At 71.4% G+C, this 25,031-nt stretch carries 20 protein-coding genes; 15 read left to right on the top strand and 5 right to left on the bottom strand.

Annotated elements, in window-relative coordinates:
* Window positions 1–22: 22 nt before the first annotated feature.
* Window positions 23–556: a TerD family protein gene (locus ACF1AG_RS08700; RefSeq protein WP_359608021.1), complete on the bottom strand. Its 534-nt coding sequence runs from the start codon at window positions 554–556 to the stop codon at window positions 23–25.
* A 157-nt stretch (window positions 557–713) separates the two neighbouring features.
* Between ACF1AG_RS08700 and ACF1AG_RS08695 the strand changes: the two genes are divergently transcribed.
* From ACF1AG_RS08695 to ACF1AG_RS08685, 3 genes are all read left to right on the top strand, one after another.
* Window positions 714–1,319: a YdbC family protein gene (locus ACF1AG_RS08695; RefSeq protein ID WP_359608019.1), complete on the top strand. Its 606-nt coding sequence runs from the start codon at window positions 714–716 to the stop codon at window positions 1,317–1,319.
* Between the two features lie 99 nt (window positions 1,320–1,418).
* The gene (locus ACF1AG_RS08690) at window positions 1,419–2,078 is read left to right on the top strand and encodes a histidine phosphatase family protein (RefSeq protein WP_359608018.1); all 660 of its coding nucleotides are present in this window, start codon (window positions 1,419–1,421) and stop codon (window positions 2,076–2,078) included.
* Window positions 2,079–2,127: 49 nt separating this feature from the next.
* On the top strand, window positions 2,128–3,042 hold the full coding sequence (locus ACF1AG_RS08685; RefSeq protein WP_359608016.1) for an ADP-ribosylglycohydrolase family protein: 915 nt from the start codon (window positions 2,128–2,130) through the stop codon (window positions 3,040–3,042).
* Window positions 3,043–3,372: 330 nt separating this feature from the next.
* Here the strand turns inward: ACF1AG_RS08685 and ACF1AG_RS08680 are convergent, their stop codons facing one another.
* Entirely contained in the window at window positions 3,373–4,920 is a 1,548-nt protein-coding gene (locus ACF1AG_RS08680) for an MFS transporter (protein ID WP_387795691.1), read from the bottom strand.
* Window positions 4,921–5,105: 185 nt separating this feature from the next.
* Between ACF1AG_RS08680 and ACF1AG_RS08675 the strand changes: the two genes are divergently transcribed.
* From ACF1AG_RS08675 to ACF1AG_RS08665, 3 genes are all read left to right on the top strand, one after another.
* Entirely contained in the window at window positions 5,106–5,729 is a 624-nt protein-coding gene (locus ACF1AG_RS08675) for a TetR/AcrR family transcriptional regulator (protein ID WP_387795689.1), read from the top strand.
* An 81-nt stretch (window positions 5,730–5,810) separates the two neighbouring features.
* On the top strand, window positions 5,811–6,566 hold the full coding sequence (locus ACF1AG_RS08670; RefSeq protein ID WP_359606557.1) for a ribonuclease HII: 756 nt from the start codon (window positions 5,811–5,813) through the stop codon (window positions 6,564–6,566).
* Window positions 6,567–6,579: 13 nt separating this feature from the next.
* Window positions 6,580–7,206 carry a hypothetical protein gene (locus ACF1AG_RS08665; protein WP_387795687.1) on the top strand — a complete coding sequence of 209 codons (627 nt, stop codon included), beginning with the start codon at window positions 6,580–6,582 and terminating at the stop codon, window positions 7,204–7,206.
* Between the two features lie 449 nt (window positions 7,207–7,655).
* Here the strand turns inward: ACF1AG_RS08665 and ACF1AG_RS08660 are convergent, their stop codons facing one another.
* Both ACF1AG_RS08660 and ACF1AG_RS08655 read right to left on the bottom strand, forming a co-directional pair.
* Entirely contained in the window at window positions 7,656–8,270 is a 615-nt protein-coding gene (locus tag ACF1AG_RS08660) for a hypothetical protein (protein ID WP_391809517.1), read from the bottom strand.
* A gap of 213 nt (window positions 8,271–8,483) precedes the next feature.
* Window positions 8,484–10,649 (bottom strand): RecQ family ATP-dependent DNA helicase, encoded by a 2,166-nt coding sequence (locus ACF1AG_RS08655; protein ID WP_391809516.1) that lies wholly within the window; start codon window positions 10,647–10,649, stop codon window positions 8,484–8,486.
* A 141-nt stretch (window positions 10,650–10,790) separates the two neighbouring features.
* Between ACF1AG_RS08655 and ACF1AG_RS08650 the strand changes: the two genes are divergently transcribed.
* The 6 genes from ACF1AG_RS08650 to ACF1AG_RS08625 all read left to right on the top strand — a co-directional run bounded on the left by ACF1AG_RS08650 (window position 10,791) and on the right by ACF1AG_RS08625 (window position 19,361).
* A complete protein-coding gene (locus ACF1AG_RS08650) occupies window positions 10,791–12,419 on the top strand; it encodes a DUF4192 domain-containing protein (RefSeq protein ID WP_391809515.1) in 1,629 nt (542 codons plus the stop codon).
* Between the two features lie 111 nt (window positions 12,420–12,530).
* Window positions 12,531–13,289: an NUDIX domain-containing protein gene (locus ACF1AG_RS08645; RefSeq protein WP_387795681.1), complete on the top strand. Its 759-nt coding sequence runs from the start codon at window positions 12,531–12,533 to the stop codon at window positions 13,287–13,289.
* A gap of 105 nt (window positions 13,290–13,394) precedes the next feature.
* Complete coding sequence (locus tag ACF1AG_RS08640; protein WP_391809514.1) at window positions 13,395–15,338, top strand: ATP-binding cassette domain-containing protein; 1,944 nt, start codon at window positions 13,395–13,397, stop codon at window positions 15,336–15,338.
* 183 nt (window positions 15,339–15,521) lie between these two features.
* Window positions 15,522–16,403, top strand: a complete 882-nt coding sequence (locus ACF1AG_RS08635) for a FadR/GntR family transcriptional regulator (protein ID WP_359606571.1) — start codon at window positions 15,522–15,524, stop codon at window positions 16,401–16,403.
* Between the two features lie 427 nt (window positions 16,404–16,830).
* Window positions 16,831–18,360, top strand: coding sequence for an RNA polymerase sigma factor (locus ACF1AG_RS08630; RefSeq protein ID WP_359604824.1), 1,530 nt, complete (start codon window positions 16,831–16,833; stop codon window positions 18,358–18,360).
* A 158-nt stretch (window positions 18,361–18,518) separates the two neighbouring features.
* The gene (locus tag ACF1AG_RS08625) at window positions 18,519–19,361 is read left to right on the top strand and encodes a serine protease (RefSeq protein ID WP_359604826.1); all 843 of its coding nucleotides are present in this window, start codon (window positions 18,519–18,521) and stop codon (window positions 19,359–19,361) included.
* Window positions 19,362–19,967: 606 nt separating this feature from the next.
* On the opposite strand, the gene ACF1AG_RS08620 is transcribed toward ACF1AG_RS08625, so the two are convergent.
* Entirely contained in the window at window positions 19,968–20,195 is a 228-nt protein-coding gene (locus ACF1AG_RS08620; RefSeq protein WP_048456232.1) for a hypothetical protein, read from the bottom strand.
* A gap of 439 nt (window positions 20,196–20,634) precedes the next feature.
* Here ACF1AG_RS08620 and ACF1AG_RS08615 point away from each other — a divergent pair, with 439 nt between their 5' ends.
* The 3 genes from ACF1AG_RS08615 to ACF1AG_RS08605 all read left to right on the top strand — a co-directional run bounded on the left by ACF1AG_RS08615 (window position 20,635) and on the right by ACF1AG_RS08605 (window position 24,960).
* Window positions 20,635–22,761: a DNA topoisomerase IV subunit B gene (locus ACF1AG_RS08615; protein ID WP_359604828.1), complete on the top strand. Its 2,127-nt coding sequence runs from the start codon at window positions 20,635–20,637 to the stop codon at window positions 22,759–22,761.
* A 145-nt stretch (window positions 22,762–22,906) separates the two neighbouring features.
* Window positions 22,907–23,371 carry a DUF485 domain-containing protein gene (locus ACF1AG_RS08610; RefSeq protein ID WP_387795675.1) on the top strand — a complete coding sequence of 155 codons (465 nt, stop codon included), beginning with the start codon at window positions 22,907–22,909 and terminating at the stop codon, window positions 23,369–23,371.
* Complete coding sequence (locus tag ACF1AG_RS08605; protein WP_359604832.1) at window positions 23,368–24,960, top strand: cation acetate symporter; 1,593 nt, start codon at window positions 23,368–23,370, stop codon at window positions 24,958–24,960. The genes ACF1AG_RS08610 and ACF1AG_RS08605 overlap by 4 nt, the downstream gene beginning before the upstream one ends.
* Window positions 24,961–25,031: the final 71 nt, after the last annotated feature.

Below are 25,031 nucleotides of genomic sequence, written 5' to 3'. Positions count from 1 at the left end.
TCTCCGTGGGCCGTCCTCCGGGTCAGGCCCGGCGGGCCGCGCCCATCGCGCGCGTGAAGTCCACCGGGTCGCCGTCGAAGCCGTGCACGCCCGCACGGAACTCCCAGGGGCCCGAGCCCTCACGGACGAACTCCGCGACCGTGGCCGCCGTCGCCCCAGGCACCCCGCCGAAGTCGTCCTCCGCCAGCACGTCGTAGCCCTCACGGATGCGCAGCCCCGCGTTGCGCACCCCGGAGAACGTCCGCGGCGCCTGCTGTTGCTGGATGACGACCCCGACCACCACGCGCGCGTAGCGCGGGTCCAGGCGGTCCAGCTCCAGCGTCATGACCTCGTCGTACCCGAAGCCCTTTCCGTCCTGGCTGTCCCGGTCGAGCGTGATGGTGCCGTCGGGGGAGCGGCTGTCGAAGTGCACCACGTAGGCGGGGTCCCCGTGCGGGGCGTCCGCCAGATAAGGCGCTGCGACCAGATCGAGGTCGGTGGAGGGCTCTCCCGGCGGACTCGGATCCCACCGCAGCGCGATCTCGACCTTGCGGATCCCCTTGCTGAGGCCGTTCACCCGTTGTCCCCTTCCTCGTGACCGTCCTGCCGGCGCACCCCAACTACCGCGAAACCGCGGCAGTTTGTCCATCCTGCCACGCATGCGCTCCCGGGCGCCGGTACGCAGTCCTCGCGAGGGCGACCGGGGCCGTGCTCCCTGGCCTTACGATGGCGCGGTGCTGGTCAAGTGGATTCGCTGCACCGTGGTGGACCGTCGGGGGTTCGAGCGGGGACAGCGGAAGTGGGCGGGGCTTCTGGGGGAGCCGGGGTTTCGCGCGCAGGGTGGAGGCTGGAGCCGGGGGCGGCAGGACGTGGCGCACATCTTCTCCTTCTGGGAGAGCCGCGCCTTCTACGACTCCTTCATGGCCCGGTCCCACGACCGGCTGGCCTCCTCCCAGGCCGGCACCTTCAAGAACGCCCAGGTCAGACTGTTCGACCACCGCTTCGAAGTGAAGACCGGGTTCGAGCCGCGCTTCACCGACGCCGACCTGATCCGGGTGGCGCTGTGCCGGGTCCACGAGGAGCGCGCCGAGCACTTCGTGCTGATGCAGGAAAAGGTGTGGAACCCGGCCATGGCCGGTTCGCCCGGCATGGTGCGGGGGCTGTTCGGGGAGGCACCGGGCAACGAGTACCTCGTCCTCTCGATGTGGCGGTCCGCCGCCGAACACGGTAAGTACCGGACCGAACGCGTGGAGCGACTGGCGCTGCGGGCGCAGACCGAGGCGGACGTCGCGGCCCTCGCGGGCGACATCGTCGACATGGAGTCCGCCTGGACGGTGTGAGCACGCTTCCTTGCCCCGGCGCGGCGAAGATGTGTGACAAATGCCGTACGGAACCCGCACGAGTGCCCGAAGCGCCCTCACCCGATCTAGGGTTTTGGCATGGCACGACCACGGCGCATCGTCCTTGTCCGGCACGGTGAATCAACGGGCAATGTTGACGACACCGTCTATGAGCGCGAACCCGACCACGCCCTCGGCCTCACCGAGCGGGGCAGGAAGCAGGCCGAGGCGACGGGCGAGCGGCTCCGCGACATCTTCGGCCAGGAGCGGGTCAGCGTCTACGTGTCCCCGTACCGACGGACGCTCGAGACCCTCCACGCCTTCCACCTCGACCCGGGCCTGATACGCGTCCGCGAGGAACCCCGCCTGCGCGAACAGGACTGGGGCAACTGGCAGGACCGCGAGGACGTCCGTCTCCAGAAGGCCTACCGGGACACCTACGGCCACTTCTTCTACCGCTTCGCCCAGGGCGAGTCCGGCGCAGACGTCTACGACCGCGTCGGCGGCTTCCTGGAGAGCCTGTTCCGCAGTTTCGAGGCCCCGGACCACCCGCCGAACGTCCTCATCGTCACCCACGGGCTGGCCATGCGGCTGTTCTGCATGCGGTGGTTCCACTGGACCGTGGCGGAATTCGAGTCGCTGTCCAACCCGGGGAACGCCGAGGTGAGGATGCTCGTTCTGGGCGAGAACGGGAAGTACGCGCTGGACAAGCCATTCGAACGCTGGCGCGAGCCGGAGCGCTACCCGATCACCGGATAGACGGAATGCACTGGAGTCGGCGAGAGCCGGATGGGAGAGTTGCGAGGCGATGACCATTGACCGTTCCCCGGAGGCGCGGCTGGGGCGCGCGCTGGCGAGCCTGCGCGGCCTGTCGGTGGGGGATGCGCTCGGCTCGCAGTTCTTCGTGCCGGTGAACTACCCGCTGCTCAAGCGCCGCGAACTGCCCGAGAGCCCTTGGCAGTGGACGGACGACACCGAGATGGCGTGCTCCGTCGTCACTGTCCTGGCCACGCATCACCGCATCGACCAGGACGCCCTGGCCCACTCTTTCGCCCACCGCCACGACTTCGACCGGGGGTACGGCCCCGCCGTCAACCGGCTGCTGCGTCTGGTCCGCGAGGGCGGCGACTGGCGCGAACTGGCTGCCGCGCTCTTCGACGGCCAAGGCTCGTGGGGCAACGGCGCCGCCATGCGCATCGCGCCTCTGGGCGCCTGGTACGCCGACGATCCCGAGCAGGCCACCCACCAGGCGGAGATTTCCGCCTACCCCACGCACCAGCATCGCGAGGCCGTGGTCGGCGCCATGGCCGTGGCCGCGGCGGCCGCCATCGCCGCCGCGCCGGACGGGCCGCCCGGTGCCGAGGACCTCCTCGACGGGGTCATCGCGCTGATCCCCGCACGCAGTGCGGTCGGCGCCGGGCTGCGCCGGGCGCGCGACATGCTCGACTACGGTGACGCGGCCACCGTCGCTGCCGTCCTCGGCTGCGGACGGCGTACGACCGCGCACGACACCGTGCCCTTCGCGCTCTGGTCCGCCGCCCGCTCCTTGGGCGACTACGAGCACGCCTTCTGGACGACCGCGCAGGTGGGCGGGGATGTCGACACCACCTGCGCCATCGTGGGCGGGGTCGTCGCGGCGGGGCCGGCGGGGGCGCCGCCGGAGGCGTGGGCGGGGCGTGTGGAGTCGTTGCCGGAGTGGGTGACGCGGTCGGTCGCGGCCTGAGGCGCCCGCACCGGTCCGAGCCATGGTGAGTCCGTTTCGGAACTCTCCGTGCCCGGTGGGAACTCTGTGTGACCGGCTGGTCGTTGTCGGTGTGTCGGCTGCGGTTCGTGCGGGGTGCTGTGGGTCTTCTGCGGTCCCGCGAGGGCTGACACGTGTCGGCGTGGGGCGGGAGCTGCGGGGGAGGGGCGCGGGATGGCCGTGTGGGCGGGAGTGCTGCTCGTGCTGTGCACCGTGCTGCGGTCGTACGCGCGCCGTCGGCCCGGCGTCGCCCGGCCGACCCCCGTGAAGTCGGCCGGTGCGTCGCCGGGCCGGGCGCGCGTGGTGTTCCCTTCAGCCGATGCCGGGTCCCGCCGTGCCGGACAGCGCCTCCAGGTCGCTCTTGCGGACCCGGATGACGAACCAGGCGACGGCCAGGGCCAGCACCGCCATCACGGCGGCCGGGACGAAGGCCGAGGAGATGCCCTGCGCGAGCACCTCGTGCCCCCACGGCGCCGGAAGCTGCTGTGTCCGGGCGAACTCCGCCTTCTGCTCCGCCGTCCCGTCCGCGAGGAAGGCGGGCACCTGCTTCTCCGCCTCGTTCCGGCTGGCCGTTCCGAACACCGTGGTGAGCAGCGCCAGGCCCACCGATCCGCCCACCTGCTGGGTCGCGTTGAGCAGGCCGGAGGCCGCACCGGCCTCGTGCTGGGCCACCCCCGAGACCGCGGTGAGCGTCAGCGTCACGAAGTTCAGGCCCATGCCGAAGCCGAAGACCAGCATCGGCCCGAGGATGCCGCTGACGTAGGAGCTGTCGGAGTCGATCAGCGTCTGCCAGGCCAGTCCCAGTGCGGCCAGTGTCGAACCGATGATCATGAAGGGCTTGGGGCCGAACACCGGCAGGAACCGCTGCGAGACCCCTGCCCCGGCGGCGATCACGACCGTCACCGGCAGGAAGGCGAGACCGGCCTCGATCGGGGTGTAGCCGAGGACGTTCTGCACGAAGAGAACGATGTAGAAGAACATGCCGAACATCGCCGCGGCGAGGCTGAGCATGATCACATACGTGCCGGAGCGGTTGCGGTCGGCGAACATCCGCAGGGGCGTGATCGGTTCCTTGGCGCGCGACTCGATCAGCGCGAAGCCCGCCAGCAGGATCGCCGAGGCGACGAAGGAGCCGATGGTGACGCTGTCGCTCCAGCCCTCCTCGGCCGCGCGGATGAAGCCGTAGACGAGCGTGGCCATACCGGCCGTGGAGGTCACCGCACCCGCGATGTCGAAGCGTCCGGTGTGTCGTTCGGACTCGTTGATGTACATCGGCGTGAGGACGGCGATCAGCAGACCGATGGGCACGTTGACGAAGAGCACCCACCGCCAGTCGAGCCATTCGGTGAGCATGCCGCCCGCGAGCAGTCCGATGGCGCCGCCGCCCGCCGAGACCGCGGCGAAGACGCCGAAGGCGCGGTTGCGTTCGGGGCCTTCCGGGAACGTGGTGGTGATGAGCGCCAGCGACGTCGGCGAGGCGATCGCGCCGCCCACGCCCTGCAGGACACGCGCCGCGAGCAGCTGCCACGGTTCCTGGGCGAACCCGCCGAGCAGGGAGGCCGCGGTGAACAGCAGGATGCCGGTCATGAAGACGCGGCGCCGGCCCAGGATGTCGCCGGCCCGGCCGCCGAGGAGCAGCAGACCGCCGAAGGTCAGCGTGTAGGCGCTGACCACCCAGGTGAGATCGGTGGTGCTGAACTGCAGGGCATTCTGGATGTGCGGGAGCGCGATGTTCACAATCGTCGCGTCGAGTACGACCATGAGTTGACAGGCCGCGATGACGGCCAGGGCGATGCCGGGACGCCCTGGCCGGCGAGCCGCACCCGGCTTCGGATCCTGGAGCAAAGGAGAGGTGGTCACAATGGGTCCCCCACGGAAGAGTTAGTGAACGAGAGCGTTCACTGTCGCGTCAACGGTAGGAGCCTCCGACAGTGAACGCAAGCGTTCACTTGATGGCCGTCGTGTCGGCGTGTCCCCCTTCGGCGCCGCACGGCGGGTGCTTCATCCCCGAATGCCCGCTTCCTCTGCTCGTTGGAGAGAGTCAGATGGTTACTTCGAGCTGGGCCGACGCCCGGGCTCATACGGCCGCATCCCGCCGCCGCGGCGCCGTGCTGGAACGCGCGATCCTCGAGGCCGCGCTGGAACAGCTCAGCACGGTCGGCTGGAACGGTCTGACGATGGAGGGCGTCGCCGCGGGCGCCCAGACGGGTAAGGCGGCCGTCTACCGGCGCTGGCCCTCCAAGGAGGACCTCGTCGCCGACGCCCTGCGCGCCGCGCTGCCCGACTTCCACGAGGCGCCGGACCTGGGAAGCGTGCGCGAGGACCTGTTGGAGCTGTGCCGCAGGGCCCGGGAGGCCATGTTCTCCAAGCCGGGATTCGCCCTGCGCGCGGTCATTCACGAGTGCGACAGCACCGAGGCGGAACGCTTCCAGTCGGTGATCTTCAACGGGGTCGTGGAGCCGACCCTCACGATGCTTCGCGAGGTGGTCGAGCGTGGTATCGAGCGGGGAGAGGTGCGGCCCGACGCGGCCAACGGATACGTCTTCGACGCCATCCCGGCGATGATGATGTACCGCTCCAAGATGTGCGGCAGTGAATGGTCGGACGTCGATCTGGAGCAGATGATCGACCAGTTGATGGTCCCGCTGCTGCGCCCGCACGCCTTCTGATCACAAGGTGGTGACGGTGGTGACCACAGTCCGGAACCGGGGTGTCGGACGCCGGACCGGGCGGCGTACGCTAAGGGCGCCATGCCGTACGAACCACCTACTCACACCGTCGAGCGCTCACTCCGCGCCACGACCGGAGCGAAGATCGTTGCAGGTGTCGACGAGGTGGGGCGTGGTGCGTGGGCCGGCCCGGTCACCGTCTGCGCCGCGATCACCGGACTGCGCCGGCCCCCAGAGGGACTCACCGACTCCAAGCTCCTCACAGTCAAACGCCGTACCGAGCTCGCCGAGACGCTGCGGAGCTGGGTGACGTCGTACGCCTTGGGGCACGCTTCGCCCGAGGAGATCGACGACCTGGGGATGACCGCCGCGCTGCGGCTGGCGGCCGTCCGCGCCCTGGAGGGCCTGCCCGTCCGGCCCGACGCGGTCATCCTCGACGGCAAGCACGACTACCTCGGCTCGCCCTGGCGGGTCCGGACGGTCATCAAGGGCGACCAGTCGTGCGTGGCCGTGGCGGCGGCGTCGGTCATCGCCAAGGTCCAGCGCGACAAAATGATGGCCGAACTGGGCGCCGACCATGCAGACTTCGGTTTCGCGGACAACGCCGGGTATCCGTCCCCCGTGCACCGGGCCGCGCTGGAGGTCCGGGGGCCCACCCCGTTCCACCGGCTGTCGTGGGCGTATCTTGATGCGCTGCCCCAGTGGCGGCACCTCAAGAAGGCCCGCGCCTGGGCGGAAACGCGCGTCCCGGAGATCGAAGGCCAACTCGGCTTCGATTTCTACCCGGAAGCTCGCACTGATGTGCCACCCGGTGACGCCGGCCGTGCCACCGTTTGATAAAAATCAGCTCATGCCTCTCATTCCCGAGGAGCCTCAGATTCACGAGAGTGCCCAGGGTCCCCGCGCCACGCCGGCCAGTGGCCGCACCGCGCCGACCCCCCGCCCCGTACCCGGTCCCCGCCCCGCGGCTCCGTCGCGTCCCGGTCGTCCCGGCCCGCCGCGGCCGGCGCCTCCGGCCCAGCGCACCTCGCGTGACGCGGCCGTCGCGGCCAAGCCTGGCCCCTCGGCAGCGCCAGTCGCCGCCGACGGCCCGCAGATCCAGCTGATCCCGGCCTCCGTCGAAGGGGCGCTCGACGCCGCCGAGGAAGCCGTCGACCTGCTTCTGGACTCGGGCCGCGCCCCCGGGGACGTGCTGGTGATCACCACCGGTGAACAGCACCCGTGGGCCACCCACGAACTGTCCTTCGGCGAAGCGTCCTACTGGGCGCAGCACGACGCCGGCGACGACGTCTTCTACACGGATGCCCAGGTGGCGGACCGTGCCAAGGAGCGTCCCGTCGTGGTGGTCGCCGTCAACGGCGGCCCCGAGCCCGTGACCGCCACCGCCCTGAAGGCGGCTCACGCCCGGGCCGGCGCACTGCTGATCGTCTGCGGGGACCCGCAGCGCATCAACTCCGTGCTGGGCGCCGGGGTCTGAGCCGACGCCACGGCGTCGTCGGCCACCCGGTCGGGGACAGCGTGCTCGCGTGAACGCCGGCGGCCGCGGTGCCTTCCGCACTTCCGTGCCGCCGGCCGGTCGGTGTGCCCGGGGGCGGTCGTGTGTCCGGGGCCGGGTGGGACGCTTCGTACTTCGGTGCGGCTTGTGGCTTGCGGCTGGCCTTGGGCGCGGCCCGCGGGTTCTGGGTGGCGGCTTTCCCGGATCCCTCGGGGAAGGCTCCACGGCGTCTCGGCTCCGCGGCTCCACGGCTCCTCGGGGTTCGTGAGAGGCCGGGTTGAATCGCGAGGGCCGCGCCGTCCACTGACGCCGCCACCGCAGTGGCCCGGTCCGGCACCCCGTGGCGCCGCACCGGGGCATGCCGACGCCACCCGCACGCGCGAGCGCGCGCGGCCGTCGCCGGTGGGCGGACGGGCGGACCGGGCCCGACGTCAGCGGGCCGCTGCGCGCCGCAGCACCTCCGACGCGGCCCCGCCGGTGCGCGGGATCCGCGGCGGCGCCTCGGACATGGCGACCGGCTCCGGCTCCGAACCGGCGCTGGGATGGCGGCCGCCACGGCCCTCACCCAGGACCTGCCAGCCGTCACGGGTCAGCGTGATGTACGCCCCGCAACGCAGTCCGTGCAGGGTGCAGGCGTCCCGCAGCCCCCACATCCAGGCTCCGTCCTCCTCCGTCCAGCGGGCGTCGCCCTCACGGCAGTAAAGCAGGACGGCGGTGCGCACCGGGGTCCGGCGCCGCAGGTCGTGCGGGATGACCCGGCGAAGCTGGGTTAGCAGCGCGTTGCGGTACATCCAGCCGTCGGCGGAGGCGGAGCGCCGCGTGAACGACGCGCTCGCCCGCAGGCGTTCGTCCGGATCGAGCACGGCCACGATCGCGGTCGCCGGGCCGGGGCGGTGCCGGGCGTGCAGTCCGCTGACGACCTCGCGCGGACTGCGCAGCAGCGGGATGCCCGCGGCCGCCCACTCCGCAGGCTCGAGCACACGGTTGGCGGATGCGGCGGACGTCGACAGCGAAGCCGCCGAGGACGGAGCGAATCCGAAGGTCACGGTCCTCCCTTCGGCTACGCCCACACTGCGGGCGGGTCGGATTCGGGGGAGCGCGCACGCAACTGAGCCCTACCTGGTCGGCGGGCAAGCCGTGCGGGTGCGTTCTTCAATTCTTCCTGTCGAACTTGGATGCGGCAACGAGCAATTGGGGCAGGGGACCGTTATCGGATGATCCGCGGCTAATATCCCCACCCGCCGAGAGCGGGCTTCCGCTCAGCCTTGTACGGCCAGTACCAGCGGCAGCACTCCCTGCGCACCCGCACGCCGCAACAGCCGTGCCGCGACGGCGAGTGTCCAGCCCGTCTCGGTGTAATCGTCCACCAGAAGCACCGGTCCCCCGGCCCGCGCGAGTGCCTCCGCGAGCTCGGGCGGGACGGTCAGCGCACCGGCGAGCGCCTTGAGCCGTTGCGCGCTGTTGCTGCGGGGAAGCTGATGCTGCTCGCCCGTGGTCTCCACCGTCCCGAGCAGCGGCAGCCTCCCCGTCTCCGCGATATGCGCCCCCAGCGTCCGGACGAGCTGCGGTCGCGTGCGCGAGGCGACGGTCACCACCCCGACCGGCCGGGGCTGCGCGTCGTCCACCCCCGGCGCCCAGCCGCCCGGCCCTTTGGCCCAGTCGGCGAGCACGCCCACCGCGGCCCGGGCGACATCGTCGGGCACGGGCCCGTCCGGCGCCTGCGGTGCGAGCAGCGGACGCAGCCGGTTGCCCCAGCCGATGTCCGAGAGCCTGCCGAGGGCCCGCCCCTGACCGGCCTGCTCACCGGCCGGGATACGGCCCTTCAGCTCCACGCCGATCGCGGGGAGCCCGGTGGGCCACATGCGACGCGGCTCCACCTCGACACCGGCCCGGCCGAGATCGGCGCGGGCAGCGTCGAGCGCCACGGCGGAGGCGTCGGCCTTGTAGCGGGCGCCCGCGCAGTTGTCGCAGCGGCCGCAGGGCTTGGCGCCCTCGTCGTCCAACTGCCGCTGCAGGAACTCCATCCGGCAGTCCGTCGTCGAAACGTAGTCGCGCATCGCCTGCTGCTCGGCCGCGCGCTGACGCGCCACCCACGCGTACCGCTCGGCGTCGTACGACCAGGGCCGGCCGGTCGCGATCCAGCCGCCCTTGACCCGCTGCACCGCCCCGTCGACGTCGAGCACCTTCAGCATGGTCTCCAGGCGGGAGCGGCGCAGCTCCACGAGCGGTTCGAGCGCGGGGAGGGACAGCGGCCGTTCGGCGCGGGCGAGCACGTCGAGCGTGCGGCGCACCGTCTCCTCCGGGGGGAAGGCGAGGGAGGCGAAGTACTCCCAGATCGCCTCGTCCTCCTTGCCCGGCAGGAGCAGCACCTCCGCGTGCCGGACGCCGCGGCCCGCGCGGCCGACCTGTTGGTAGTAGGAGATGGGCGACGACGGCGACCCCAGGTGGACCACGAAGCCCAGGTCGGGCTTGTCGAACCCCATGCCGAGGGCGGAGGTGGCGACGAGTGCCTTCACCTTGTTGGCGAGCAGGTCCTCCTCGGCCTGCTGCCGGTCCGCGTTCTCCGTCCGCCCCGTGTACGAGGCGACCACATGCCCGCGCCGGCGCAGGAACGCGGTGACCTCCTCGGCCACGGCCACCGTCAGCGTGTAGATGATCCCCGATCCAGGGAGCTGGTCCAGGTGGTCGGAGAGCCAGGCCATGCGGTGAGCTGCGTCCGGCAGGCGCAGCACGCTCAGGCTGAGGCTCTCCCGGTCCAGCGGACCCCGCAGCACGAGCGCGTCCGAGGAACCGCCCGTGCCGAGCTGCTCGGCGACGTCGGCAGTCACGCGGGCGTTGGCCGTGGCGGTGGTGGCGAGGACGGGCACCCCCTCCGGCAGGTCGCTCAGCATCGTGCGCAGCCGCCGGTAGTCCGGGCGGAAGTCGTGGCCCCAGTCGGAGATGCAGTGCGCCTCGTCGACCACGAGCAAGCCGGTCGCGGCGGCCAGCCGGGGCAGCACCTGGTCGCGGAAGTCCGGGTTGTTCAGCCGCTCCGGACTGACCAGCAACACGTCCACGTCCCCGGCCTCGATCTCCGCCCGGATGGCGTCCCACTCCTCGCTGTTGGAGGAGTTGATGGTCCGGGCGCGGACACCGGCGCGGGCCGCGGCCTCGACCTGGTTGCGCATCAGCGCGAGGAGCGGGGAGACGATGACGGTCGGCCCGCTGCCCTGGGCCCGCAGCAGCGCGGTCGCCACGAAGTACACCGCGGATTTGCCCCAGCCCGTGCGCTGGACGACCAGGGCGCGGCGCTTCTCGGCGACCAGCGCCTCGATCGCCCGCCACTGGTCGTCGCGCAGCCGTGCTGTGCCCGTGTCGTCGCCGACGAGACGGGCGAGCACCTCGTCGGCGGCCGTCCGGAGATCCGTGTTGCTCGTGTGCTCCATGGGTCCCATACAACAGGACGGCGCCGACATCGGCTCAGGGCTGTGGACAAAGGTCGGCCTGCGGCGACAGGGGTGACATGGACCTGATCCAAGTTGTCCACAGGGAAACCGGAATGTCGCAATCTGCGAGAAGGTCGCGGCATGACGAACCACAACGGGACGACCGGTCCCTCCGAGAACAGTGACATCCCGATCCAGGGCGGGCGCGACGCGGCGGCGCCGAGCCCGGATACCACCGCGGCCGACCCCGGAACGACCGCGCCGGTGGGCCGGAGCGACCGCCCTCCGCTCCCGCCGGACGTGACCTGCACCGCGTACGAGAGCCACGGCGACCCGCAGCAGGTGACGCTGCGCACCCCGGCCGAGCTCGCCGACGCCGTGCCCTACCTCCTCGGCTACCGCCCGGAGGACAGCATGGTCCTCGTCTCCCTGCACGACACCGGAGGGCGAGGTAGGTTCGGCGGCCGGGCCCGGCTCGGCATCCCCGCCGACCAGGGTGACTGGCCCTCGGCCGCCCGCCAGCTCGCCCAGGGCCTCGTGACCGGCTGCGAGCGCCGGGGCTCCCGGCCCGAGCAGATGGTCGTCTTCCTGTGCCAGGAGCCAGGACAGGGTGAGACCGGCCGGCAGGTCAAGGAGCGGCTGGGGCCGCTGGCCCACACCCTGCGGGTGGAGTGCGGAGCACTGGACGTGCCCGTGGTCGAGGCCCTCTGCGTCTCCGACGGCCGCTTCTGGTCGTACTGCTGCGACGACCGTTCCTGCTGCCCGGCCGAAGGGACGCCGATGGGCCTGCCCGGCACGTCCGTACTGGCCGCCGCGGCCGCCTACGCCGGGCTCCAGGTCCGAGGCTCCCTCCGCGAACTGCACACCCGGCTCCAGCCCTGGGAGACCTCCGCCGCCCACGACCAGCGCCGCGCACTGGACGAGGCCGCACTGAAGCTGCTGCCCCGGATCGTCGAAGCGGAGGACCGGAAGGCCGTCGCCGACGAGACGATGGAAATGGCCGAGCGCCTCATGCGCCGCCTCGCCGGCGCACCGGCCGTCTCCGGCACACTCCCGGCGGACCTGCGCGACGACGAACTGGTCGGGTACGACGAGGCGGCCATGGTGCTCCACGGCCTCCAGGACCGCACCACCCGCGACCGCGCCGCCGCGTGGATGGAGGGCGACGAAGCGGCCCCTGCCCTCCGCCTGTGGCGCACCTTGGCACGCCGCTGCGTCGGCCCCTACGGGGAGTACGCCGCGGCGCCCCTCACCCTCGCCGGATGGGTCGCGTGGTCCTCCGGCGACGAACTGGAGGCCCGGGAAGCACTCGCCATGGCCCTCGGGGCCGACCCGGACTATCTCTTCGCGCGTCTGCTGCACCAGGCGTGCAACGAAGGGCTCGACCCGGAGTCGATCCGCCGCTGCCTGCGGGGCGAGGCAGAGGAGGAGGGCGAGGGCGGCGGCCCGTCCGAGGCGAGCGAGGCACCCGGTCATGGTGCGAGCGAGGCGCCGGGTCATGGTGCGGGCGAGGCATCGGGAGGGGACGCCTGCCAGGCTCCCAGGCTCGATGCGGGAGCCGCGGCCCGGAAGCGCCGGATGCGGGCGGCCGGACGTGTGGGGCGGTTCGCTCCCCGGGGAAGCGCAGCGACCGGGCGGGTGCCACGCCCTCGCATGTCACCGGGCGAGGCCCGGCCCAAGGGCGGCGCGCACCCCGGCGCGGCGAGCCGGCACGGGCGCCGTCAGAAGGGTGCGGGCTCGACGTCACGCAGGGAGGAGGCTGGAGAGTAGGCGACCTGCCTGGACAGAGGAGTAGGGGACACGTCTGGACAGAGCGGATCGGCCGACGATCGAGCCGGTGAAGGGAGTGTTTATCGTCAGGCAGACGACTATGATCGCCGCATGTCCTACGACCCGTCAGCCTTTCCGCCTTTCGCCGTCACCGTGGACCTGGTCGTGCTCACCGTGCGACGTCACGCCCTGTGTGCATTGGCGGTGCGCAGGGGAGAGTCCCCGTTCCAGGGGCGCTGGGCACTCCCCGGAGGGTTCGTGCGGGCCGACGAGGATCTGGCGCAGGCGGCGGAGCGGGAGCTGGCCGAGGAGACGGGACTGCGGGTTCATGATCCGGCCATTCCCGCCCAGGACCACGGTGCCCATCTCGAGCAGCTGGCCACCTACGGGGACCCCAAGCGAGACCCGCGCATGCGGGTGGTCAGCGTCGCGCACCTCGCCCTCGCCCCGGACCTGCCGGCGCCCCGGGCGGGGGGCGACGCCAGCAACGCGCGCTGGGCGCCGGTGGACGAGCTGCTGGAGCAAGGCGGTTACGGCAGGGACGGCGAGCCGGTGGCGCCGCTCGCCTTCGATCACGCGCAGATCCTCTCGGACGGGGTGGAGCGCGCCCGCTCGAAGATCGAGTACTCCTCGCTGGCGACGGCGTTCTGCCCACCGGAGTTCACCGTCGGTGAGCTGCGCCGGGTCTACGAGGCGGTCTGGGGCGTGGCCCTCGACCCGCGCAACTTCCATCGCAAGGTGACAGGCACCCCGGGCTTCCTGGTGCCCACCGGTGGCACCACCACCCGGCAGGGCGGCCGTCCCGCCCAGCTCTTCCGGGCCGGCGGCGCCACCCTGCTCAACCCGCCCATGCTGCGCCCCGAGGTCTGACACGGGAGAGAGCCGGCTCCGGAGCCGTTCCCGGACCGTTCTCCTACCGTGCAACGGGCCCTGCGGTGCCCGAAAAACCCGATATGGCGCGCTATCTTGCATCGGGTGATCGAGGCCATCGGACTGACCAGCATCCCCCGCAAAGAGCAGCCGCCCGCCGTCGACAACGTCTCCTTCGAGGCGCACGCGGGCCGCGTCACCGCGTTGCTCGGAGTACCGGGCGCAGGCAAGACGGCGGCGTTGAGGCTGATGCTCGAGCTTCAACGCGGGCGTGGGATCACCTACTTCAGAGGCCGCCCCCTGCACCGCATCCCACACCCCGCGCACGAGGTCGGTGTGCTGCTGGGAGACGTGCCGGGGCACCCTGCCCGCTCGGTCCGCGGACACCTCCGCATGCTGTGCGCGGCCTCGGGGGCCCCGGCCCGGCGCGCCGACGAAGTACTCGAAGCGGTGGGCCTGGTGAGCCTGCGCGACGAGCGCCTCGGCACCCTGTCGCGCGGTGCGGACCGCCGCCTGGGCCTGGCCTGTGCCCTCCTGCCGGACCCGCACACTCTCGTGCTCGACGACCCGGCGCGAGGGCTCGCGATGGGGGAGAGGCGCTGGCTGTACGACATGCTGCGGGAACACGCTGCGCAGGGCGGGACGGTGCTGTGCAGCACGGCCGATCCCAAGGAGGCGGCACGGTTCGCCGACCACGTGGTCACCTTGGACGGCGGCCGGGTTGTGGCCGACCAGCGAGCCGCCGACTTCGCCCGCACGCGGCTGCGCCCGCGCGTCGTCGTCCGTAGCCCGCACGCCGCCCGCCTCTCCGTCCTGCTCGCCCAGCGGGCCCGCTCGACGCAGCGCTCCGTGGAGGTCGTACGGGAAGGCGGCAACCGCCTCTGCGTCTACGGCAGTACCTGTGCCGAGGTGGGTGAAACGGCCTTCCGGCACGGGATCGTCGTTCATCAACTGGCGGACGAGGTCGGAGACATGGGGCCGGGGGCCACTACGGGGACGGAAGGGTCGCCGGTGCCGGAGTACCAGCCGTCGTCGGCTGAGATTGACGCGCTCTCCGGTCCCGAGCCGGAACCCTCCGCCCCCGCCCCCGGCCCCAAGCCGGAACCCTCACTCCCCGCACCCGCACCCACGGTCGCCACCGCCGTGTCGACCCAACCCGAGCCACCCCAGGGGGCGCCCGACGACGGCACCCCTTCGGCAGCCTCCCCACAACGGCCCACCGCGCCCCGCCCCCGCCCCAGTGCCGTCACCCTCCCGCCCCCCGTCTTCGTCCGTCCCGCGCCCAGCCCTCTGCGGCCGGTCCGCTACGAGCTCCGGCGGGCCGCCGGGGTGGCCACGGGGTACATCGTCGGGGGCTGTGTCCTCGCCGTGTCCGCGCTCACCGCCGTGCTGCTGGCCCGCATCGGCCACACCCCGCAACCGCGGCTGCTGGCCGCCTGGCCCGTGGAGTTGCCGTTGCCGCCCGCCGCGCTCGGGGCGGGGCTGCTCGGCGCGCTGGCGTTCGGCGACGAATTCCGTCACCCCGCGCTCGCGGTGGACCGGGGCACCGTCCCCCGAAGGCTCGGCCTGCTGACCGCGAAGCTCTTCGTCGCCTCGCTGACCGCCCTCGCCCTGGCCGTGCTGACGGTCGGCTGCACCGCAGAAGTGCTGTACCTCGTCTACGGAAGCGAGTTCGTCGCGCTCCCGGCGGACTGGCCCGCTCTCACCGCCGGGTGGCTGGCCCTCGTCACGGGCTGCGCGTGGGCGGGGGTGCTGGCCGCGGGCGTCTTCCGGTCCACCACCGCCGGCCTCGCCGCGGTCGTCGCCGTGCCGCTCCTCGTCGTACCCGCCGTGCACAAGCTCACGGCGGGGCCTTCGACGCGCGGTCCGGCGCCGTTCGCAGGGGGGTTGGGGGACGGGCTGCCGCTGAGCTGGCCCTTCGGGGGCGAGCGGCATCTGGAGGCGTTGCTGCGGTTGCTGGCTCAACCCGTGGGCGGCGCCATGGCGTTGTCGGTGCTGGCGCTCCTGTGTGCGTACGCGTTCACGGGTCTGCGAAGCCGAGTCCGATGACGCCCGATGACGTCCGATGGTGACCGCATTTGCGCTTGTCGGGCTTTCTCTGATCGCAACTCCCCGTGAAAAGCTCATTTCTCTCCGATAAGGCGTCAATTGCGGCGAGGTGAGCGATCACCCTTTCGTGTGCTTTTCACCAAAGACCTCAAGGGAGTTGGAACCGACGCCGACAAAGGATGCGTGAGTACCCTTGCGCACACCATGATGACCGCCGCCCGCTCCGCCGACTCCGGCCTCGCGACCCCGGGCGAACTCGACCGCTACCCCTTCGCGGAGGCGCCCGGCATCGACCGGGGCACCGGATGGGACACGGCGGAGCCGGATCTGGGCCGCGTGGGCCGGCGGACCGCGGGCAGCCGCGGACGCGGGCTGCACGGACAACTCGTCCAGCAGCTGGGACAGATGATCGTTTCCGGTGACCTGGGCGCGGACCGCCCGCTGGTGCCCGAGGAGATCGGCCAGCGTTTCGAGGTGTCCCGTACCGTCGTCCGCGAGTCGCTCCGCGTCCTCGAGGCCAAGGGCCTGGTCAGTGCCCGGCCTAACGTGGGTACGCGGGTGCGTCCGGTCAGCGACTGGAACCTCCTCGACCCGGACATCATCGAGTGGCGGGCCTACGGGCCGCAGCGGGACGACCAGCGCCGGGAGCTGAGCGAGCTGCGCTGGACGATCGAGCCGCTCGCCGCGCGGCTGGCGGCCGGGCATGGCCGGGAGGACGTCCAGCAGCGGCTGACCGACATGGTGGAGATCATGGGGCACGCCCTCGGCCAGGGCGACGCGCTGACCTTCGCCCGGGCCGACAACGAGTTCCACTCCCTGCTCATCCAGGTCGCCGGCAACCGCATGCTGGAGCACCTGTCCGGGATCGTGTCCGCCGCGCTCCATGTGTCCGGCGGACCGGTCACCGGATGTGAGCGGCCGAACGAGACCTCGCTGGCCCACCACGCGCGGATCGTCGACGCCCTCGCCGGCGGCGACGGCTCCGCCGCCGAGGCGGCCATGCGGCAGCTTCTCACCGTCCACCCCGAGGTCGAGCGCGTGGTGCCCGCACCGCGCGAGCACTGACCGCATTTCCCCGACGGCGCGGTCCGGCCTGCCACCCCCCTCCTGTGGCAGAGTCGCATCCGTGAGCCGTCCCCCGTCGGACCCTGCGGAGCCTCGACGGTTCCGCAGGGTCCGACGGTACGAAAGGCCTACTCCGGCCCTGAGGCGGCGACCGCCTCACCCGTGGTGCACACTTCTGTCGCCATCTGTCAGGTTTTGACCGGTTGTGGGGTGTGACTCGGGCCACGCGGAATGGGCGTAACGCTCCTGGGGAGAACGCGATGACCTAAGAGGTGACAGCCGCGGAGGGAATACGGACGCCGTTCATGGCGCTGTGCATCTTCCCGGCCTCCGCCCGCGCCGTCGGCCCATCCCCAAGCCGGCGGTCGGCCCCTGTCCACTGTGGACGGGGCCGGAAGCCGTTTTCCAACGTTCCGAGAGGTTGTTCGTGTCGGCCAGCACATCCCGTACGCTCCCGCCGGAGATCGCCGAGTCCGTCTCTGTCATGGCGCTCATCGAGCGGGGAAAGGCTGAGGGGCAGATCGCCGGCGATGACGTGCGTCGGGCCTTCGAAGCTGACCAGATTCCGGCCACTCAGTGGAAGAACGTACTGCGCAGCCTCAACCAGATCCTCGAGGAAGAGGGTGTGACGCTGATGGTCAGTGCCGCAGAGCCCAAGCGCACCCGAAAGAGCGTCGCAGCGAAGAGTCCCGCCAAGCGCACCGCCACCAAGACCGTAGCGGCCAAGACGGCGACCCCCCGGAAGGCCACCGCCGCCGCGTCCGAGGCCCCGGCCGCCGACGCGGCCGCCGAGGAGGAGGCGGCGCCCGCGAAGAAGGCGGCCGCCAAGAAGACCACCGCCAAGAAGACGGCGGCGAAGAAGACCACGGCCAAGAAGACCGCCGCGAAGAAGACCACGGCCAAGAAGGACGACGCCGAGCTGGTCGACGAGGAGGCCCTCGAGGAGCCCAAGGCCGCGGACGAGCCCGAGGGCACCGAGAACGCCGGCTTCGTGCTGTCCGACGAGGACGAGGACGACGCGCCGGCCCAGCAGGTCGCCGCCGCGGGCGCCACCGCCGACCCGGTCAAGGACTACCTCAAGCAGATCGGCAAGGTCCCCCTGCTCAACGCCGAGCAGGAGGTCGAGCTCGCCAAGCGCATCGAGGCGGGCCTGTTCGCCGAGGACAAGCTGGCGAACGCCGACAAGCTGGCGCCGAAGCTGAAGCGCGAGCTGGAGATCATCGCGGAGGACGGCCGCCGCGCCAAGAACCACCTGCTGGAGGCCAACCTCCGACTGGTGGTCTCCCTGGCCAAGCGCTACACCGGCCGCGGCATGCTGTTCCTGGACCTCATCCAGGAGGGCAACCTCGGTCTGATCCGCGCGGTCGAGAAGTTCGACTACACCAAGGGCTACAAGTTCTCCACGTACGCCACCTGGTGGATCCGTCAGGCGATCACCCGAGCCATGGCCGACCAGGCCCGCACCATCCGTATCCCGGTGCACATGGTCGAGGTCATCAACAAGCTCGCCCGCGTCCAGCGCCAGATGCTCCAGGACCTGGGCCGCGAGCCCACCCCGGAGGAGTTGGCCAAGGAGCTCGACATGACCCCGGAGAAGGTCATCGAGGTCCAGAAGTACGGCCGCGAGCCCATCTCCCTGCACACTCCGCTGGGCGAGGACGGCGACAGCGAGTTCGGTGACCTCATCGAGGACTCCGAGGCCGTCGTCCCGGCCGACGCCGTCAGCTTCACGCTGCTGCAGGAGCAGCTGCACTCCGTGCTCGACACCCTGTCGGAGCGCGAGGCGGGCGTCGTCTCGATGCGGTTCGGTCTCACCGACGGTCAGCCGAAGACCCTCGACGAGATCGGCAAGGTGTACGGCGTCACGCGTGAGCGGATCCGTCAGATCGAGTCGAAGACCATGTCGAAGCTGCGTCACCCGTCGCGTTCGCAGGTGCTGCGCGACTACCTCGACTAGGACGCCGCCCCCGCCGCGACGGCCTGTCGCGCGCCGCTCGTCCGTGAAGGCCCGGCCCCCTCCGAGGGGCCGGGCCTTCACTCTGTCGCGCGGGTGCGTGTGATGACCACGTCCTTCACTGTGGGTGTCCAAGGTTCACCCCAGTGTGAGGAGCGTGCATGCGACGTCGACTTGCCAGGGCCCTGGCCCGGCCGCTGACCCTCGTGGCCGCGGGGACCGTCATACCGCTGGCCTCGGCCGCTCCGGTGGCCGCCGACAGCATCGTCGTCGGCGGCTTCCCCGTCGATGTGTCACAGAGCCCGTACACCGTGGCGCTCTCCAGCCGTGACCGGTTCGGCGGTACGCGGGCGGGGCAGTTCTGCGGGGGCGTGGCGGTCGGACGGACCACCGTGCTCACCGCCGCCCACTGCATGGACCGGGAGGTGCTCGGCGCCTCCCCGGAGCGGGTGCGCGACCTCAAGGTCATAGCCGGGCGGACCGAGCTGCTCTCGGAGAGCGGGCAGGAGGTCGCCGTACGCAAGGTCTGGGTGAACCCGGACTACGACGCCGACACCAACTCCGGCGACTTCGCCGTGCTCAGCCTGGCCGAGCCGCTCCCCGCAGCCTCGGTCATAGGCATGGCCGGGTCGGGTGACGCGGCGTACCGCGCGGGCACGCCCGCCACGGTCTACGGCTGGGGGGACACCACAGGCTCCGGCAGCTACGCCGGCAGCCTGCACGGGGCGCGCGTACGGGTGCAGCCCGACGCCCTGTGCGAGAAGGCGTACTCCGGGGGCTCCGACGGCACCTACCGCGCCGAGACGATGCTGTGCGCGGGTGAGGTCGCCGGGGGCCGGGACGCGTGCCAGGGCGACAGCGGAGGACCGCTGGTCGCCCAGGGGCGGCTCATAGGCCTGGTCTCCTGGGGAGCGGGCTGCGGCTGGGCGGGCAGTCCAGGGGTCTACACCCGCATCTCGGATGTCCTGGACACGCTGGGGTGGCCTGCGACGGCGCAGGGCTGAGAGGGGGTGCCGACGGCCGCTGTGGGGCCTGGGCGGCGTCGCCCCTCCGGGATCCCGGCGGGCACGGCTCGAGGCCTGTGAGCAGCATCTGCGGCACTCGGAGAGCCCTCCCCGCCGCCAGAGGGGCCCCCGGTCAGACCGAGGGCCCCGATGACGTACGGCAACGTACGGCATGCTACTGGCGCCTACCGCGGGCGACACAGCGGATCAGGCGTCGAGGGGCAGCCACGCAGGCAACCACGCGGGTGGGCGTCGCGTAGCGCGCGGGCTCAGAAGCGCGCTCCCGCTCCCACCATGCGCGGGCTGGCATCGCAGAGCCCTCCGGCTCAGGGGCGTGCTCCCACCACGCGGGTGGGCGTCGCGTAGCGCGCGGGCTCAGAAGCGCGCTCCCACCACGCGCGGGGCATCGCGTAGCCCGCGGGCTCAGAGGCGTGCTCCCACCACATGCACGCCCGACCGCTCGCCCGCCCGGGGCGTGTAGCGCCCCCACGCCCTACCTCAGCGGCAGGCAGCGCAAACGCAGACGGGCGGCGTCCTCCGTGGGGGAGGACGCCGCCCGTTCGCCGGCCTGTGCCGGGCTGGCTGCTCGTCGTCGGACGCGAAGTGTCAGCGCTCCTCGTCAGGAGTGGCCTTCGGAGCGGTCAGCCGCTCCGTCTCGTCCTGTATCTCAGCGGCGATCTTCTTGAGTTCCGGCTCGAACTTGCGACCGTGGTGGGCGCAGAAGAGCAGTTCTCCACCGCTCAGCAGGACGACGCGCAGGTATGCCTGGGCGCCGCAGCGGTCGCAGCGATCGGCGGCCGTCAGCGGGCTCGCGGGGGTCAGAACAGTAGTCACGTCGCCTCTTCTCTAGCTCGACGAGCTGTCGTACCAGGGTCAACATCCAACCAGCCCCAAAACGTTCCCGCTCGAGGCTATTCCTCGAAAAAAATCTCCGAGGCGGCCGGCTGCTGCCGGTTGGCGGCGAATGTGCCGTAGTGCGTGTCTCTGTGTCGTACGGATTCGCGTCGTATCGGTGGTCGGCCCTCCCGGCTGGGTTGCCGGTTGTTCATGAGGACGTGCCCGGAGCCTAAATGGTTCATGCCTCGATGGGAACGTGATGTGTGCTTCACTCCATCGAGGGATCGAACACCCATGCGACGCTCGACTAGGGTGGGACCGAGACGAGGGTGGCGTTACAACGGCTCTACCAGGCCTCGGTACCCTCTCACCGGTGAACCAAGCCGCGCCCTTACCCACCAGGGCCCCATCTGAAATTCAGCGAGGAGCGAACCGCGTGACCGCCGAGACGTCCGTGCCGTCGTCCACAGCGCTGCTGGCAGGAGCAGACCGGGACGGTTCCAACTACACCGCGCGGCACCTGCTCGTCCTCGAGGGGCTCGAGGCCGTGCGCAAGCGCCCCGGTATGTACATCGGGTCCACGGACAGCCGTGGCCTGATGCACTGCCTCTGGGAGATCATCGACAACGCCGTGGACGAGGCCCTCGGCGGCTACTGCGACCGCATCGAGGTCGTCCTCCATGACGACGGCTCGGTGGAGGTCAAGGACAACGGCCGCGGCATCCCGGTCGACGTCGAGCCCAAGACCGGCCTCTCCGGTGTCGAGGTCGTCATGACGAAGCTGCACGCCGGCGGCAAGTTCGGAGGCGGCTCCTACGCCGCCTCCGGCGGTCTGCACGGTGTCGGCGCCTCCGTGGTGAACGCGCTCTCCGCGCGCCTCGACGTGGAGGTCGACCGCGGTGGCCACACCCACGCGATCAGCTTCCGCCGCGGTGTCCCCGGCGCCTTCTCCGCCCTCGGCCCGGATGCGAAGTTCGAGGCGAAGAGCGGCCTGCGCAAGGCCAAGAAGATCCCGAAGACCCGTAACGGCACCCGCGTGCGCTACTGGGCCGACCGCCAGATCTTCCTCAAGGACGCCAAGCTCAACCTGGACACCCTGCACGCGCGTGCCCGGCAGACCGCCTTCCTGGTGCCCGGCCTGACCATCGTCGTCCGCGACGAGTACGGGCTGGGCGACGGCGGCAGCAAGGGTGAGGAATCCTTCCGCTTCGACGGCGGCATCTCCGAGTTCTGCGAGTTCCTCGCCTCCGACCGGCCCATCTGCGACACGCTCCGCTTCACCGGGCAGGGCTCCTTCAAGGAGACGGTCCCGGTCCTCGACGAGCACGGCCAGATGACGCCCACCGAGGTCACCCGTGAGCTCGGCGTCGACGTGGCGCTGCGCTGGGGCACCGGCTACGAGACGACCGTCAAGTCGTTCGTCAACATCATCGCCACCCCCAAGGGCGGCACCCACGTCGCGGGCTTCGAGCAGGCCGTCGCCAAGACGATGAACGAGGTCCTGCGCACCAAGAAGATGCTGCGCGTGGCCGAGGACGACGTCGTGAAGGACGACACCCTCGAGGGTCTCACCGCGGTGGTCACGGTCCGCCTCGCCGAACCTCAGTTCGAAGGTCAGACCAAGGAGGTGCTCGGCACCTCCGCGGCCCGCCGCATCGTGAACAACGTGATCTCCAAGGAGCTCAAGGCGTTCCTGACCTCCACCAAGCGGGACGCCGCCCAGCAGGCCCGCGTGGTCATGGAGAAGGTCGTCGCCGCGGCCCGTACGCGCATCGCGGCCCGTCAGCACAAGGACGCGCAGCGCCGCAAGACTGCCCTGGAGTCCTCCTCGCTGCCCGCCAAGCTCGCCGACTGCCGCAGCGACGACGTCGACCGCAGCGAGCTGTTCATCGTCGAGGGAGACTCCGCGCTCGGCACGGCGAAGCTCGCCCGGAACTCCGAGTTCCAGGCGCTGCTGCCGATCCGCGGCAAGATCCTCAACGTGCAGAAGTCGTCCGTCACGGACATGCTCAAGAACGCCGAGTGCGGTGCGATCATCCAGGTCATAGGAGCCGGGTCCGGCCGGACCTTCGACATCGACGCGGCGCGCTACGGCAAGATCATCATGATGACCGACGCCGATGTGGACGGCTCCCACATCCGCACGCTGCTCCTGACCCTGTTCCACCGCTACATGCGGCCCATGGTCGAGGCCGGCCGGGTCTTCGCCGCGGTGCCCCCGCTGCACCGGATCGAGATCGTCCAGCCCAAGAAGGGCCAGGACAAGTACGTGTACACGTACTCGGACCGGGAGCTGCGGGACAAGCTCATGGAGCTGCAGAGCAAGGGCATCCGCTACAAGGACTCGATCCAGCGCTACAAGGGTCTCGGCGAGATGGACGCCGACCAGCTGGCCGAGACCACGATGGACCCGCGCCACCGCACCCTGCGCCGGATCAACCTCACCGACCTCGAGGCCGCCGAGCAGGTCTTCGACCTCCTCATGGGCAACGACGTCGCGCCGCGCAAGGAGTTCATCTCCAGCTCCGCGGCCACGCTGGACCGCTCCCGCATCGACGCGTAGGAGTCCCGAGCGACGAGGGGCGCCGTCCGGACCGGGACGGCGCCCTTAGCCGTCTCCCGTGCCTCCGCACGCCCCGGTCACCTGATGGGGTGAAGCAGCACGGGAAGAAGAGTCAGGGAACTTCCCGTTCTGTCCATCCTTGGGCATGCAGCGAAGCAATGCGGGGGACGTGACCTACGACGATCCCTGGTACGACGCCCTGGCCTCGGGCTGGGGTGAATCGGCCGCGGCCGTGGCCCCGCCACCGGCCCGGTCCGAACCGGAGGCCGCGCCTTCGGCGGCGGCCGACATCTACCTCGAGGTGCAGCGCAGCGCGGCCTTCCAGGAAGTGCGCCGCCGCTACCGGCGGTTCGTGGTCCCCGGAGCCGTCGCCTTCCTCCTCTGGTACGTCGCCTACGTCGTCACCGCCACCACCGTCCCCGCACTGATGGCGCGCCCCGTCGCGGGCGCGGTGAACGTCGGGATGGTCGCCGGGCTCGGCCAGTTCCTCACCACCTTCCTGCTCACCTGGGCCTACGCCCGCCACGCCCGGCTGCGACGCGACCGAGCGGCGCTCGAACTGCGCTGGGACACCCAGGAGCTGACGCGAGGCAGAGGCGGCGCGTCATGACGACCGACCACCGCACCACCGCCCTGCTGCTGTTCAGCGCGTTCGTCGCCGTCACCCTGATCATCACCACCTGGGTGAGCCGCCACCGTCAGGGATCCGCCGAGGAGTTCTACGCGGGCGGCCGTCTCTTCTCGCCGCTGGAAAACGGTTTTGCCATCGCCGGCGACTACATGTCCGCCGCCTCCTTCCTCGGCATCTCCGGACTCATCGCCCTCGTCGGCTACGACGGCATGCTCTACTCGGTGGGCTTCCTCGTGGCCTGGCTGGTGGTGCTCTTCCTGGTCGCCGAACTGGTCCGCAACTGCGGCCGGTTCACACTCGCCGACGTGGTCGCCGCACGGATGCGGGAGCGGCCGGTGCGCATCGCCGCCGGCACCTCCTCCGTCGCCGTGTCCGTGCTGTACCTGGTGGCGCAGATGGTCGGCGCGGGGAGCCTCGTCGCGCTGCTCCTCGGCGGCACCGGGGAGGCCGTGCAGGCCTGGACCGTGGTCGGCGTCGGCGCCCTCATGGTGATCTACGTGTCGCTCGGCGGCATGCGCGCCACCACCTGGATCCAGATCGTCAAGGCGGTCCTGCTGCTCGGCGGCACGATCACCCTCACCGTCCTCGTCCTGCTGCGCTTCCACGGGGACGTCAACCGCCTGCTGCACACCGCCGCAGAACGCAGCGGCCACGGCGACGCGTTCCTCGCCCCCGGCCTCGCCTACGGCGGCGACTGGACCGCCCGCTTCGACTTCATCAGCCTCGGCCTCGCCCTGGTGCTCGGCACGGCGGGCCTGCCGCACATCCTGTCCCGCTTCTACACCGTCCCCACCGCGCGCGCCGCCCGGCGTTCCGTGGTCTGGGCGATCGGACTCATCGGCGGTTTCTACCTGATGACCATCGTGCTCGGCTTCGGGGCCGCCGCCCTCATCGGCCCCGACGCCGTGCGCGCCTCGCACGCGTCGGGCAACACGGCGGTGCCGCTGCTCGCGCTCGACCTGGGCGGCGGCGCCGGCACCACCGGCGGCACGGTCCTCTTCGCGGTCGTCGCCGCGGTCGCCTTCGCCACGATCCTCGCCGTGGTCGCCGGCATCACGCTCGCCTCCTCGGCGTCCGTCGCCCACGACCTGTACGCCTCACTGCGCCGCCGCGGCGGCAAGCCCCGCAGCGAGGTGGCCGTCGCGCGCGTCGCCGCCGTCGGCATCGGAGTCGTCGCCATCGCCCTCGGCCTGCTGGCCCGCGACCTCAACGTCGCCTTCCTGGTGGGCCTGGCCTTCGCCGTCGCCGCCTCCGCGAACCTGCCCGTGCTGCTCTACTCGCTGTTCTGGCGCGGCTTCACCACCCGCGGCGCCGTGTGGTCCGTCTACGGCGGTCTGATCCCGGCGGTGGTGCTGGTACTGCTGTCCCCGGTGGTGTCCGGCAGCCCCGACTCCCTGTTCCCCGACGTCGACTTCCAGCTCTTCCCGCTGCAGAACCCCGGACTGGTCTCCATCCCGCTGGGCTTCCTCGCCGGCTGGCTGGGAACGGCCACCTCCACCGAGGTGCCCGACGAGGCCCGCCACGCCGAGACCGAGGTGCGCTCGCTGACGGGCGCGGGCGCGGCCTGACGGACGGCGACGCGGAGACGTACGGCGCCGGCATCCGTACGGGAGGAGGGCACGGTTCCCTTCCCCCGCCC

This window comes from Streptomyces sp. NPDC014764, assembly GCF_043082785.1.
Taxonomy (GTDB): Bacteria; Actinomycetota; Actinomycetes; order Streptomycetales; family Streptomycetaceae; genus Streptomyces; species Streptomyces althioticus.
Note: the sequence above shows the minus strand (reverse complement) of the source record. Positions and strands in the feature narration are given on the sequence as shown.

Coding starts and splice junctions, on each gene's coding strand:
- ACF1AG_RS08690 (WP_359608018.1), top strand. CDS start 1,419: ATGGCACGACCACGGCGCATCGTCCTTGTCCGGCACGGTGAATCAACG.
- ACF1AG_RS08685 (WP_359608016.1), top strand. CDS start 2,128: ATGACCATTGACCGTTCCCCGGAGGCGCGGCTGGGGCGCGCGCTGGCG.
- ACF1AG_RS08675 (WP_387795689.1), top strand. CDS start 5,106: ATGGTTACTTCGAGCTGGGCCGACGCCCGGGCTCATACGGCCGCATCC.
- ACF1AG_RS08670 (WP_359606557.1), top strand. CDS start 5,811: ATGCCGTACGAACCACCTACTCACACCGTCGAGCGCTCACTCCGCGCC.
- ACF1AG_RS08665 (WP_387795687.1), top strand. CDS start 6,580: ATGCCTCTCATTCCCGAGGAGCCTCAGATTCACGAGAGTGCCCAGGGT.
- ACF1AG_RS08655 (WP_391809516.1), bottom strand. CDS start 10,649: ATGGAGCACACGAGCAACACGGATCTCCGGACGGCCGCCGACGAGGTG.
- ACF1AG_RS08650 (WP_391809515.1), top strand. CDS start 10,791: ATGACGAACCACAACGGGACGACCGGTCCCTCCGAGAACAGTGACATC.
- ACF1AG_RS08645 (WP_387795681.1), top strand. CDS start 12,531: ATGTCCTACGACCCGTCAGCCTTTCCGCCTTTCGCCGTCACCGTGGAC.
- ACF1AG_RS08625 (WP_359604826.1), top strand. CDS start 18,519: ATGCGACGTCGACTTGCCAGGGCCCTGGCCCGGCCGCTGACCCTCGTG.
- ACF1AG_RS08610 (WP_387795675.1), top strand. CDS start 22,907: ATGCAGCGAAGCAATGCGGGGGACGTGACCTACGACGATCCCTGGTAC.
- ACF1AG_RS08605 (WP_359604832.1), top strand. CDS start 23,368: ATGACGACCGACCACCGCACCACCGCCCTGCTGCTGTTCAGCGCGTTC.